The sequence below is a fragment of the Ruegeria sp. HKCCD7255 genome (genome assembly GCF_013031565.1).
GTDB lineage: Bacteria > Pseudomonadota > Alphaproteobacteria > Rhodobacterales > Rhodobacteraceae > Ruegeria.
The window spans coordinates 162,161-174,828 of record NZ_WQAG01000003.1 but is presented as its reverse complement, the minus strand read 5'-3'; the positions used below and the strand labels follow the sequence as shown (position 1 = coordinate 174,828).

Annotated in this window: 15 protein-coding genes; 11 read left to right on the top strand and 4 right to left on the bottom strand. The window is 59.5% G+C overall.

From position 1 onward, the window contains the following. Positions 1–87: 87 nt before the first annotated feature. From GOX45_RS07560 to GOX45_RS07540, 5 genes are all read left to right on the top strand, one after another. Positions 88–792 carry an endonuclease/exonuclease/phosphatase family protein gene (locus GOX45_RS07560; protein WP_171099545.1) on the top strand — a complete coding sequence of 235 codons (705 nt, stop codon included), beginning with the start codon at positions 88–90 and terminating at the stop codon, positions 790–792. A gap of 72 nt (positions 793–864) precedes the next feature. Next, entirely contained in the window at positions 865–1,278 is a 414-nt protein-coding gene (locus GOX45_RS07555; protein WP_171099543.1) for a Fur family transcriptional regulator, read from the top strand. A gap of 133 nt (positions 1,279–1,411) precedes the next feature. Continuing rightward, on the top strand, positions 1,412–2,290 hold the full coding sequence (locus GOX45_RS07550) for a DMT family transporter (protein ID WP_171099541.1): 879 nt from the start codon (positions 1,412–1,414) through the stop codon (positions 2,288–2,290). 136 nt (positions 2,291–2,426) lie between these two features. Then, positions 2,427–3,704 carry a phosphopyruvate hydratase gene (eno, locus tag GOX45_RS07545; RefSeq protein ID WP_171099539.1) on the top strand — a complete coding sequence of 426 codons (1,278 nt, stop codon included), beginning with the start codon at positions 2,427–2,429 and terminating at the stop codon, positions 3,702–3,704. 470 nt (positions 3,705–4,174) lie between these two features. Beyond that, positions 4,175–4,342, top strand: coding sequence for a hypothetical protein (locus tag GOX45_RS07540; RefSeq protein ID WP_171099537.1), 168 nt, complete (start codon positions 4,175–4,177; stop codon positions 4,340–4,342). Here GOX45_RS07540 and GOX45_RS07535 read toward each other — a convergent pair. The 3 genes from GOX45_RS07535 to mazG form a co-directional block, all read right to left on the bottom strand. Then, positions 4,339–4,788, bottom strand: coding sequence for an N-acetyltransferase (locus GOX45_RS07535; RefSeq protein ID WP_171099535.1), 450 nt, complete (start codon positions 4,786–4,788; stop codon positions 4,339–4,341). The genes GOX45_RS07540 and GOX45_RS07535 overlap by 4 nt on opposite strands. Continuing rightward, the gene (locus GOX45_RS07530) at positions 4,785–5,726 is read right to left on the bottom strand and encodes a nucleoside hydrolase (RefSeq protein WP_171099533.1); all 942 of its coding nucleotides are present in this window, start codon (positions 5,724–5,726) and stop codon (positions 4,785–4,787) included. Before GOX45_RS07530 ends, GOX45_RS07535 begins: the two co-directional genes overlap by 4 nt. Positions 5,727–5,789: 63 nt before the next feature. Then, a complete protein-coding gene (gene mazG, locus GOX45_RS07525) occupies positions 5,790–6,656 on the bottom strand; it encodes a nucleoside triphosphate pyrophosphohydrolase (RefSeq protein WP_171099531.1) in 867 nt (288 codons plus the stop codon). A gap of 66 nt (positions 6,657–6,722) precedes the next feature. Here mazG and GOX45_RS07520 point away from each other — a divergent pair, with 66 nt between their 5' ends. The 4 genes from GOX45_RS07520 to GOX45_RS07505 all read left to right on the top strand — a co-directional run bounded on the left by GOX45_RS07520 (position 6,723) and on the right by GOX45_RS07505 (position 10,354). Continuing rightward, positions 6,723–7,886, top strand: coding sequence for a M20 aminoacylase family protein (locus GOX45_RS07520; protein WP_171099529.1), 1,164 nt, complete (start codon positions 6,723–6,725; stop codon positions 7,884–7,886). Positions 7,887–7,897: 11 nt separating this feature from the next. Further along, complete coding sequence (gene speB / locus GOX45_RS07515) at positions 7,898–8,866, top strand: agmatinase (protein WP_171099528.1); 969 nt, start codon at positions 7,898–7,900, stop codon at positions 8,864–8,866. 68 nt (positions 8,867–8,934) lie between these two features. Then, entirely contained in the window at positions 8,935–9,882 is a 948-nt protein-coding gene (gene speB, locus GOX45_RS07510; RefSeq protein WP_171099526.1) for an agmatinase, read from the top strand. Between the two features lie 64 nt (positions 9,883–9,946). Next, positions 9,947–10,354, top strand: coding sequence for a DUF1499 domain-containing protein (locus GOX45_RS07505; protein ID WP_171099525.1), 408 nt, complete (start codon positions 9,947–9,949; stop codon positions 10,352–10,354). Here GOX45_RS07505 and GOX45_RS07500 read toward each other — a convergent pair. Continuing rightward, positions 10,280–10,582: a hypothetical protein gene (locus GOX45_RS07500; protein ID WP_171099524.1), complete on the bottom strand. Its 303-nt coding sequence runs from the start codon at positions 10,580–10,582 to the stop codon at positions 10,280–10,282. The genes GOX45_RS07505 and GOX45_RS07500 overlap by 75 nt on opposite strands. A 62-nt stretch (positions 10,583–10,644) precedes the next feature. Here GOX45_RS07500 and prfA point away from each other — a divergent pair, with 62 nt between their 5' ends. Both prfA and prmC read left to right on the top strand, forming a co-directional pair. Further along, on the top strand, positions 10,645–11,700 hold the full coding sequence (gene prfA / locus GOX45_RS07495) for a peptide chain release factor 1 (RefSeq protein WP_171100135.1): 1,056 nt from the start codon (positions 10,645–10,647) through the stop codon (positions 11,698–11,700). Then, on the top strand, positions 11,697–12,545 hold the full coding sequence (gene prmC / locus GOX45_RS07490; protein WP_171099523.1) for a peptide chain release factor N(5)-glutamine methyltransferase: 849 nt from the start codon (positions 11,697–11,699) through the stop codon (positions 12,543–12,545). The genes prfA and prmC overlap by 4 nt, the downstream gene beginning before the upstream one ends. Positions 12,546–12,668: the final 123 nt, after the last annotated feature.

Genomic DNA, 12,668 nt, shown 5'->3' with positions numbered 1-12,668 from the left:
TTGCATAGCGCGCCTGTGGCAAAAAATCGAGTTGTAATGGTGCGTGGGCCTGACATGCTTGGCTGGGTTTGGATGATCTGAGACATGATGAAACGCGAAAAGACTGTCAGGCTGGCCAGCTACAATATCCAGAAATGCCTTGGCATGGATTTTCGCCGCCAACCGCAGCGGACGCTGCAGGTGATCGACAGTATGAAGGCCGATATCGTTGTGCTGCAAGAAGCCGACAAACGTCTGCCGCCGCGCCCCGCCGCCTTGCCGCATTTCATGCTGGACGAGGCCGGCTGGCAGATCGTCGACCTGGGAGGCGCGGGCAGTCTGGGCTGGCACGGAAATGCGGTGATCTGGCGGGGCGCCGGGTTGAACGTGCGACAGACTGGTCATCACGACTTGCCGGGGCTTGAACCCCGCGGGGCCGTACGGGTCGAGTTCGACACGCCCATAGGACCGCTGCGTGTGATGGGAATGCATCTGGGGCTGTTGCCCGCCTCGCGTCGCCAGCAGATTACCCATCTGCGCCATTGCGATGCAGGCCTGTCTCAGATGCCAACTGTCTGGGCCGGAGATTTCAACGAATGGTCCCGCCAACCGGTTCTGGATCATCTGGCTCCCGACATGAGCTTCCTGCCTCCGGTCCCCAGCTTCCCAGCGGCCCGGCCGCTGGGCGCGTTGGACCGGATTGCGCTGGGCTCGGGCCTGCAAGCTGCCGCGCATGGTGTTCAGACTGCGCGGCCCGCGCATATCGCGTCGGACCACCTGCCGGTCTGGGTCGACCTTCACCGCGCTGCTTAAGGCGCATTTCCGCTGTGGCGCAGGGCGCACAGACGTATTAAGACAGAGACCCGAACAGTTCCGAGAGTCACCATGTCCGATACGATCATCGCCCGCTGCGAAGCCAAAGGTCTGCGTATGACGGGTCAGCGCCGCACCATCGCCCACGTGCTGGAACAAAGCGCAGATCACCCGGATGTCGAGGAACTTTATACCCGCGCCTCTGCTGTGGATGAGGGGATTTCCATAGCTACGGTCTATCGCACGGTGAAGCTGTTTGAAGAGGCCGGCATTCTGGAACGGCTGGAATTCGGCGATGGCCGTGCCCGGTACGAAGACGCCGAGCGGGACCACCACGACCACCTGATCGACATGCAATCGGGGCAGGTCATCGAGTTCGTCGACCCCGAGATCGAGGCGCTTCAGGAAAAGATCGCCGCCAAGCTGGGGTATCGCCTCAAGGGCCACAGGCTTGAGCTTTACGGCGTGCCTCTGGATCAGGACTGACGATCACCAAATGCGATTGGCGGCGCCACGTTAATTCATTCTTCGCGGCGGGATAAAGCTTGCGACCGCGCTCATATTGCGGTTGTGGTTAGATGTCTGACGCGGCTTTGATCGCGCGCCACGGAAACGGCTCATGAACAATTTAAACGGCATCTTGCTGCTTGTCGGATCGATGGCAGCTTTTGCAATCGAGGATATGTTTATCAAACGCCTGTCGGTCAGCGTGCCGACCGGGCAGATCCTGGTTGTGCTCGGCGTCGTGTGTGGGGTGGCTTTCGCGCTTTTGACCGTAGCCTCGCGCAAACGGATCTTTGAACCGGCGGCGTGGAAGGCGGTGCCTTTGATCAGAGCGTCGACCGAAGGCGTTGCCGCGGTTGCTTTTGTGACCGCTCTGTCTTCGATTGACCTGTCGACGGTGGCAGCCGTGTTTCAGGCGTTGCCTCTGGTCATCACCATGGGGGCTGCATTGTTTCTGGGCGAAACTGTGGGCTGGCGGCGCTGGAGCGCAATCGGTGTTGGCTTCATCGGCGTGTTGATGATCATCCGCCCGGGTTTGGAAGGATTCCAGCCCGAGACGCTTCTGGTGATCCTTTCCGTCGTCTTGATCGCAGCGCGGGATCTGATCACACGGCGGCTGGATACAAGGGTGCCCTCAACCGTCGTCGCGATGCAGGCCTATCTGAGCGCGACCCTGGCCGGTGCGGTGCTGATGATCTGGGCAGATCAACCCGTTGTACCGCTGCAATCGGCGCATGTCTTTCCCTATCTGGCTGCGTTCCTATCCAGCATGTTGGGCTATTACGGTATCGTTGCGGCCATGCGGGTGGGCGAGGCGTCTGCGATGATGCCGTTCCGCTATACGCGGCTTGTATTCTCGATGATCGCGGGGATGCTGATGTTCAACGAGCGCCCGGATGCGATGACCCTGGCAGGGGCCAGCCTGATTATCGCCTCAGGTCTTTACACCTTTGTCCGCGAACGCCGTTTGGCCAGACAGCTGGCCATCGCCTGACCCGTTTGATGCAATTCCCCGGGTGTTAGCCCTAAAGGCAGGAAAATATGCCTGTTAGCGATAACGTAACCGGTTTACTTTCCGCCGGTTGCTGCTATGACGCGTGCAACCGACTGCAGCCATAGGGACAGACCTGATGAGCACCATTATCGACATCCATGCACGAGAAATTCTGGACAGCCGGGGCAACCCGACCGTCGAAGTCGACGTCATTCTGGAAGACGGCACCATGGGCCGCGCGGCCGTGCCCTCGGGCGCCTCAACCGGTGCCTATGAGGCGGTTGAAAAGCGCGACGGTGACAAGACCCGGTATATGGGCAAGGGCGTTCTGGAAGCAGTTGCCGCCGTTAACGGTGAAATTGCCGAAGAACTGGTTGGCTTTGACGCGACCGAGCAGGTGGCGATTGACCAGGCGATGATCGATCTGGACGGGACCGACAACAAAGGCCGTCTGGGTGCGAACGCCATTCTGGGGGTCTCGCTGGCTACGGCCAAAGCGGCGGCGGATTTCACCACGCAGCCCTTATACCGCTATGTCGGGGGTACCTCAGCGCGCATCCTGCCGGTGCCGATGATGAACATCATTAACGGGGGTGAGCACGCGGACAACCCGATCGACATTCAGGAATTCATGATCATGCCCGTCTCGGCCAGCAATATCCGCGAGGCGGTGCGCATGGGATCCGAGGTGTTCCACACGCTGAAGAAAGAGCTTTCGGCAGCGGGTCTGGCCACCGGCGTCGGCGACGAAGGCGGGTTTGCTCCCAACATCGCCTCGACCCGTGAAGCACTGGATTTCATTCTGAAATCCATAGAAAAGGCCGGGTACAAGCCGGGTGATGAAATCCACCTGGCGCTGGATTGCGCTGCGACCGAATACTACAAGGACGGCAAATACGTCCTGTCGGGCGAAGGCAAGACCCTGACTTCCGAGGAAAACGCCGCCTATCTGGCTGCGCTGGTGAACGACTATCCGATTATCTCGATCGAAGACGGAATGTCCGAGGATGACTGGGACGGGTGGAAAGCGCTGACGGATGCCATCGGCGACAAGGTGCAGCTGGTGGGTGACGATCTTTTTGTGACCAACCCGGCACGTCTGGCCGAGGGTATCAAGCGCGGCTCTGCCAACTCGATGCTAGTCAAAGTGAACCAGATCGGTTCGCTGACAGAAACTCTGCGCGCCGTCGATATGGCCCACCGCGCGGGTTATACCAACGTCATGTCGCACCGCTCGGGCGAGACCGAGGACGCGACCATTGCCGATCTGGCGGTCGCCACCAATTGCGGTCAGATCAAAACCGGCTCGCTGGCGCGGTCGGACCGGTTGGCGAAATACAACCAGCTGATCCGCATCGAGGAATCGCTGGGCGAGGTTGCCGAATACGCCGGACGTTCGATCCTGCGCACCTGAGCTTTTAGTTGATACGGTGATCCTCAAGCTTGGCTCGGGGAGCGCGTTCCATCAAAGCTATTACACCTTAAACGCCGGACCAGCTTGAAGCGGTCCGGCGTTTGTGTTGGGTACATCACGATTTTCTGTTGGTGCTGATCGGTCAATGCAAAGCCGTTGGGTCCCAACGAATCCTTTTGATTGCGGGATAACCTCTGGTTGCGGCGGAGCGGTAATATTTGCCTCTGGGTTTCGAAAAGCGCGATAGAAATTCGGACAACTCCAATTTTTCGTCAGCTCGCCCTACTTTTATCGAGATGCATGTGCGTTTGAAACAGGTATAGTTTTCAACGAATTAACAGTATTCGGGATGTCCGGCGAATCCAATTGGTTCGAAAATTCCGACAATTTTTCAGTTTTGTGTGAACTAGTTCCTAAACACGATCAATCGACGTGACCTAACCTGACTGCAGTGCAGAAAGGAGATCACGATGTCTGTATCCAAATTCCTTCTGATTTGCTCAGTTTCTTCCGTCATGCTTATCGCGGCCTGTTCCGGGCCCAGCACCTATCCGATCACGGGGATCGCCGCTTCGGCCTCGGATCCGGTGATGGATATGGAAATGCCCGGCGTGAATATGGGCATCCCGACACACTAAAGCGCCTTGCTCATCAGCATATAGCGATCTCGGGGTTTGAAACCGGTCCGCAGATACAGCTTGTTGGCGCTTTCATTGGTCCGGTCGACCTCAAGATGCAGGGCGGTTAGACCTGCACCCGCCAACGCCTTGGGCAATTCAAGCAGAACTTCGGTCGCGATCCCGCGACCGCGGACAGCAGGGCGGATGTAAATCTCGTCGATGAACCCGTCCATGCCGCCAAACTCGACCGACCAACCAAAGGTCAGGATGAGATAGCCCAACGGCGCGCGCGACGGACCGATCAGATAGATGCAGCCATGCGGAATGCCGTCCAGCAAAGGGGACAGCGCCGCGCGGCGCGTGTCAGCGTCCTGATCAATCCCTTCCTCGGCATGAAATGCCGACACAAGGGTCATCAGGCGATCAAGATCCTCGGGGCGGGCCAACCGCAGGGCGGCGCTCATAACCGGGCCAGTCGTTCGGTGAGCAATTTGAAAAATCCATCGGCGTCAACATCACTGATAAACAGCGCATTGGGTGGATGGTCGGTCACGCCCCACCAATCGGCCACCGTCATGCCCATAGTGAGGGGAGACCTGGTTTCGATCTGCACATTGACGAAACGACCCGAGAACAACTCGGGCTGAATGAGGTAGGCGGTGACACAAGGATCATGCAGAGGTGCACCGTCCGAGCCGTATTTCTCTTTATCGAAGCGTTCGAAGAAATCGGTCATTTCAGCCACCGCATGACCGACCTTCGAATCCAGCGCGCGGAATGCATCGTTGCGGTGCGGCGTGACCAGCGCGTCATGGGTCACATCCAGTGGCATCACCACAATGTCTGCGCCCGATTTGAACACGATATCAGCCGCTTGTGGGTCAACATAAATGTTGAATTCGGCCGCAGGAGTGATGTTGCCAACCTCAAAATAAGCGCCGCCCATCAGCACGATCTGCTGTACACGCTCGACAATATCGGGGGCCTTTTCAATTGCGGTGGCAATGTTGGTTAGTGGCCCCAGCGGGCAGAGCGTGACGGTGCCGGGCGCGTGCGCGCGCAGGGTGTCGATGATGAAATCCACCCCATGGCCGTCAGCCAATGGCATTTCAGGGTCAGGTAGCACAGGGCCGTCCAGCCCGGTTTTGCCGTGCACATGTTCTGCCGTGACCAGTTCGCGGTTCATCGGGCGGTCGCAGCCTGCATAAACCGGGATGTCGGGGCGACCGGCCAGTTCACATACGATGCGGGCATTCTTGGCGGTCAGCTCCAGCGGCACATTGCCTGCCACAGCGGTCAGTCCCAGCACTTCGATCTCGTCCGGGCTGGCCAAGGCCAGCAGAATGGCCACCGCGTCGTCCTGTCCGGGGTCTGTGTCGATGATGATCTTGCGCGCTGCCATTGTTTGCCTCCGGACTGTCAGAGCGCGGACACTCGCAAGTGCTGCCGATCTTGTCCAGTTATTTTACGCCTCGCTGCGCGCGGGCGTCGCCACAGCAGGCGAGAGTTTGCCATTGGCCCGGTGTTCTTCGGTTTTGACCGCGTCCCACAGTGCGTCCATTTCCTCAAGCGTGCTTTCAGATGGGGTTCGGCCCCGTTCGGCCAGCCGGGCCTCGACCTGTCCAAACCGGCGGGTGAACTTGGCGTTGGTGCGGCGCAGGGCGGCTTCGGGTTCGACGCCCAGATGACGGCCCAGATTGACGATGACGAACAGAAGATCGCCGAACTCATCCTCCAACGCGTCCGCATCCATCTGGTCGCGCGCCTCTTCTAACTCGGCGGCTTCTTCGGTGATCTTGGCCAGCACATGGCTGGCATCGGGCCAGTCAAACCCCACGCGGGCCGCACGTTTTTGCAGTTTATGTGCCCGCAGCAGGGCGGGCAGGTTGGCGGCAACCCCATCCAAAGCGCCTTTCTGTGCCTTGCCTGCGCGTTCGGCGGCCTTGATGGTTTCCCAATCCTGCACCTGTTGTTCGGCGGATTTGTCGCGAGATTCCTCGCCAAACACATGCGGGTGCCGGGCCACCATCTTGTCAGACATGGTGCGCACCACATCCTGGAAGGTGAAATGCCCGGCCTCTTCGGCCATCTGAGCGTGAAAGACCGATTGGAACAGCAGATCGCCCAATTCACCCTTCAGCTCATCATAGGCCTCGCGTTCAATGGCGTCGGCGACCTCATAGGCCTCTTCAATCGTATAGGGTGCGATACTGGCGAAATCCTGTTCGATATCCCAGGGGCAACCAGTCTGTGGATCGCGCAGGCGGCGCATGATTTCCAGCAGACGTTCGATACCTGCATCGCTGTTGTGGATCAGAGAGTTTTCCGCCATTGCGCCGCCTTTCATTCCCGTGTCAGATGCATCCATTCCGCAGCTTGGATCAGGAGTCCACCCCAGATGCCCGTCGTCAACCGAATTGCCGATTTCTCAACCGATATGACCGCATGGCGGCGGCATTTGCATACGATTCCCGAGCTGGCCTTTGATTGCCATCAGACTGCGGCTTTTGTGGCAGACAGGTTGCGCGAATTCGGCGTGGATGAGCTGCACGAGGGTATTGCCCAGACAGGTCTGGTCGCAATCATCAACGGGCAGGGCGAGGGGCCAACCATCGGTCTGCGCGCCGATATGGACGCGTTGCCGATCACCGAGGAAACCGGTGTCGACTATGCCTCGACCAACCCCGGCAAGATGCACGCCTGTGGTCACGACGGGCATACCACGATGTTGCTGGGGGCCGCACGCTATTTGGCCGAGACCCGGAATTTCCGGGGTCGGGTGGCCCTGATCTTTCAACCTGCCGAGGAAGACGGCGGCGGAGCCGGTGTCATGGTCGAAGAAGGCATCATGGACCGGTTCGATATTTCTCAGGTCTATGCGCTGCACAATGCGCCGGGCTTTGTCGAAGGGTCATTTTATACCACCCCCGGGCCGATCATGGCAGCGGTGGATACGTTCGACATTCATATTCAGGGCAAGGGCGGTCATGGTGCCATGCCGCACGAGACCTGCGATCCGGTGATGGCGGCTTGCGGCATCGCACAGGCGATCCAGACCATTGTCAGCCGCAACCATTACGCGCTGGATGATCTGGTGGTCTCGGTGACACAGATCCACACCGGCACGGTCAACAATGTGATCCCGGATACCGCCTATATCAACGGCACCGTGCGCAGCTTTGACCCATCGGTGCAAAAGATGGTCATGCGGCGCATGGCCGAGATCGTCGAAGGCCAGGCCAAAGCTTACGGGGTTGAGGCGCGTCTGGATTATGACGTCAACTACCCGGCCACGATCAACGACGCCGAGAAAGCCGAATTCGCAGCCGAGGTCGCCCGTGAGATTTCAGGCAAGGACCGCGTCACCGGCAATACTGGCCGTGAAATGGGGGCCGAGGATTTCTCCTACATGCTGCAAGAGCGCCCCGGTGCGTATCTGTTTTTGGGGCAGGGTGATGGCGCCGGGCTGCACCACCCAAAGTACAATTTCAATGATGAGGTCGCATCGGTGGGGGCCTCGTTCTTTGCGCGCCTTGTTGAGCGCGCGCAGCCACTGAGCTGAGGGGATCGGGCATGGCATTGGAAGACGCAAAGAACCAGGTGGACGAAGCCTTCACCAATCCCGACCTCAAAGGTCTGTCGTATGAAAACACCTTTGGCGGCGCGACCTCGTTCCTGCGGCGTCTTTATACCAAAAATTTGAGCGGTGTAGATATTGCCGTAACCGGCGTGCCCTTTGATCAGGCGGTCACGAACCGGCCCGGTACCCGGCTGGGGCCACGTGCGATCCGAGAGGCCAGCGCCCTGCAATCCCCCGATGCGCCCTATGGTTGGCCGTTTGATGCGCTCAGCGAGCTTGCGATCGTGGACTATGGCGATGTGGCCTATGATTACGCCAATATCCCGACCTTTCCAGACACGTTGACCGACCATATCCGCACCATCCTGGCCGCCGATGTGGCGTCTGTAGCGCTTGGTGGGGATCACTATATCAGCTTTCCGATCCTGAAAGCCTATGCCGAGAAATACGGGCCGATGTCGCTGCTGCAGTTTGACGCCCATACCGATACCTGGGCCGATGACGATATGAGCCGCGTGGATCACGGGACGATGTTCTACAAGGCGGTGAAGTCGGGGATCGTGGACCCGAAGCGCTCGGTTCAGGTGGGGATTCGCACCACCAACGAAGACACGCTGGGCGTCAACATTATCGATGCGCGCGAGGTTTACGAATCCGGCCCGGCGGTGGTGGCGCAAAAGATCAAAGACATCCTGGGCGATAGCCCGGTTTATCTGAGCTTTGACATCGACGGGCTGGACCCGGCCTTTGCCCCCGGCACCGGCACACCGGTTTGGGGTGGGCTCAGTTCGATCCAGGCGCAAATCATCCTGCGCGACATTGCCGGGATCAATATCAAAGGCGGCGACGTGGTTGAGGTTTCGCCACCCTACGACACATCGGGCGCGACAGCGATTGCAGGGGCACATGTGGCGACGCAGATTATCTGCCTGTTGGGCTGGGACAAGCTTGTGCGCCCTTAACCTTTGGTTAGCCATAGCTCCGATAAGTATTTGTTTAACAACAGACCCGGGTGGGAGAGGCGCAGAATATGACAGAGTTTAATCAACCTCTCAGCGGCAATGAGCTGGCGCGGTTTTCGGGGCCGAATACTTTCATGCGCTTGCCGCAGGCGCAGGCTTTGGACGGGTTGGATGTGGCGGTGCTGGGGATACCGATGGATATCGGCACCTCGTGGCGGTCTGGCACGCGGTTCGGGCCCAAGCAAATCCGCGCCGAAAGCGCGATGATCCGGCCCTATAACATGGCAACTTTCGCGGCCCCTTTCGACAGCCTGCAAATCGCGGATATCGGCGATCTGGCGATCAACACCTTCTCGCTGGCGGACAGTCTGAAGATCATCAAGAACAGCTATGACGGCATTCTGGCGCAGAATGTGATCCCGGTGGCGATGGGCGGCGATCACTCGATCACCCTGCCGATCCTGCGGGCGATTGCAGGGAAACACGGGCCCGTGGCTTTGGTCCATGTGGATGCTCATGCCGATGTGAACGATGAGATGTTTGGCGAGCGTGAAACCCATGGCACCGTGTTCCGCCGCGCCTATGAGGAAGGGCTGATCGTGCCCGACAAGACCTTTCAGATTGGCATTCGTGGTTCGGGCTATGCCGCCAGCGACTTTACCGAGGCGCAGGGCTGGGGGTTCCAGCAATTCCCTGCGTGGGAGCTGTGGCAACAGAACCTGACCGAGATCGGTGCGCGCATTCGCAAAACCGTGGGTGATCACCCGGTTTACGTCACCTATGACATCGACAGTCTGGACCCGGCTTATGCCCCCGGCACCGGTACGCCCGAGATTGCGGGCCTCACCACGCCGCAGGCATTGCAATTGATCCATGCGCTCAAGGGCATAAACCTTGTGGGCTGTGATCTGGTCGAGGTTTCGCCGCCCTATGATCCCTCGGGCAATACGGCGCTGACGGCGGCCAATCTCTTGTTTGAACTTTTGTGCATCCTACCCGGCGTGACGTCACGATAGCCTGCGCCTTGTCTTGCCCGGCGACGCGATACGACTAGGCTGTGCCCAAAAGGGTTAGCGCGAGATGAGGAACATGTTGCTTGCCATATTCATTGCTGCCGTGATGGTGGTATTGGGCTTTGTCCGGCTGGCCCCATCCGATCCCGCGCGTTGGCATGTTCCACCGCAGGCCCAAGCCGATCGGGACTTGCCCAAAGGCGTTCTGCGTGTGTTTGAAACCGGACCGGACGGGCTGGCGCGACTCGACCGGATCGCGCAGGCAACACCACGCACAACGGTTTTGGCGGGCAGCGTGGAGCAGGGGATGGTGACCTATATCACCCGCACCAAGGTCTTCGGCTTTCCCGATTACACCACGGTTCAGCAGGATGGTGATACGCTACGGATCTATGCCCGCCTACGATTTGGCCGCAGGGATTTCGGCGTCAACCGAGACCGGGTCGAGCGCTGGCTTGCTTTGTTGCAGCCCTGACGACAAACACCCCTCTTGCACCTCGCGCCACATGGGCACGTTCAGGGACATCTGACATTGGGCGGTGAACATGCGGCCATCGACCTGCAGGCAGATCAATTCCCCCAATTCGATGCGGGTGCCTGATGTGTCGGTACAATAGCAGTCGCGGGTCTTGCCATCCGGGCCGATATAGTCGGCCAAGGCCGGGCTGGAACTCAGAAGAAGCGCAAGGATTATTCGTTTCATAGCAGCAAGCTTAGCATGATGTGGCCCTTGACCAAAGCCCCCGGATGGGACACACCCCCGTGATGATCCCCGAAGAACGACTTGAACAGATCACACAGCGGTTTCAATACCTCGAGGCGGCCATGGCCGATGGGGCCTCGGGCGCAGATATTGCGGTTTTGGCCAAGGAATATTCCGACCTCAAGCCGGTGGTTGACCAGATCAGCCAATGGCGTCAGCTGGTGTCGGATCTGGCTGAGGCGCAGGCGATGCTGGCCGACCCGGATATGAAGGAACTGGCCGAGGAAGAGATCCCTCAGCTGCAGGCCCAGATCCCAGAGGCCGAGCATGCGTTGCAACTGGCCCTGTTGCCCCGCGATGAAGCTGACGCGCGCCCCGCGATGCTTGAGATTCGCCCCGGCACCGGTGGGGACGAGGCCGCCTTGTTTGCCGGTGATCTGCTGCGCATGTATCAGCGCTATGCTGAGGCGCGGGGCTGGCAGTTCGAGATCATCGAAGAACAGGCCTCGGATCTGGGGGGCATCAAAGAGGTGGTCGCCCATATCAAGGGGGACAATGTCTTTGCCCGGATGAAATACGAATCCGGCGTGCACCGGGTGCAACGTGTGCCCGAAACCGAAAGTGGCGGGCGCATCCATACCTCTGCAGCCACAGTGGCCGTTCTGCCCGAGGCTGAGGATGTGGACATCCAGATTGACGCCAATGACATCCGCATCGACACGATGCGCAGTTCGGGCGCGGGAGGGCAGCACGTCAACACCACCGACTCGGCGGTGCGGATCACGCACCTGCCCAGTGGGATCGTGGTGACCAGCTCTGAGAAATCTCAGCACCGCAACCGCGAGATTGCCATGCAGGTGCTGAAAACCCGGCTTTATGATCTGGAACGCCAGCGCATCGACAGCGAACGCTCGGCGGATCGGGCCAGTCAGGTGGGCTCGGGCGACCGGTCCGAGCGGATCCGGACCTATAACTTCCCGCAGGGGCGCATGACCGATCACCGCATCAACCTGACGCTTTATAAGCTGGATCAGGTGATGCAGGGCGATCTGGATGAGGTGATCGACGCGCTGACTGCCAATGATCAGGCGCGGCTGCTGGCTGAGATGGCGCTATGATCGCTGCTTTGACAGCAGCGCAGGCCATGGTGGCTGCCACCGCGCGGCTGCGGGCTGCAGGTGTGCCGGACCCGGCGCGCGATGCCCGTTTGCTGTTGGCCCATGCGGCCAAAGTTGAGGCCAGCCGCGTGACGCTGATTGCGCCAGAAGAACTGGCGCCGGATATCGCCGAACGCTATGACCAGTTGATTTCGCTGCGCGCCATTCGTGTGCCGGTTTCGCATCTGTTGGGCGAACGTGAGTTCTATGGCCGCAGGTTCCGTGTCAGCGGCGATGTCCTGGACCCGCGCCCGGAAACCGAAGCGCTGATCGAAGCGGCGCTGAGCGAACCCTTCGATCATGTGTTGGATCTGGGCGTCGGATCGGGCTGTATACTCATCACCTTGCTGGCGGAACGCGCCAGCGCCACGGGTGTCGGCGTGGATCTGAGCGAAGCCGCCTGCTTGCAGGCCAGCGCCAATGCCGTGCAGCATAATGTGCAAAACCGGGCCGAGATCCTGCAATCGAACTGGGTTGAAAGCGTTGAGGGGCAATTTGACCTGATCGTTTCGAACCCGCCCTACATTGCGCAGAATGAGATGGAAGACCTTGCACCCGAGGTGCGCGATCACGAACCGCGCCTCGCCCTGACCGATGAAAGCGATGGGCTAGAGGCCTATCGTCAGATTGCGGCTGCAGCGCCGGATTATCTGACCAAAGGCGGCCGGCTGCTGGTCGAGATCGGGCCAACTCAGGCGCGCACGGTGTCTTCCTTGTTTGATGCGTCAGGGCTGGCCGATATTCGCGTCATTCCTGATCTGGACGGGCGCGATCGGGTTGTCGGCGCAAAATTGCCAGAACAATAGGGTAGGCAAGGGCCAAATTGTGCCGCTTTATGTAAAAAAGCTGCGAAAAAACCGACAAACCCCTTGTCTGCGCGCGCTGGACATGCTTACTCAATAACAGTCGGCGAGGTTGATGCTGTTCCA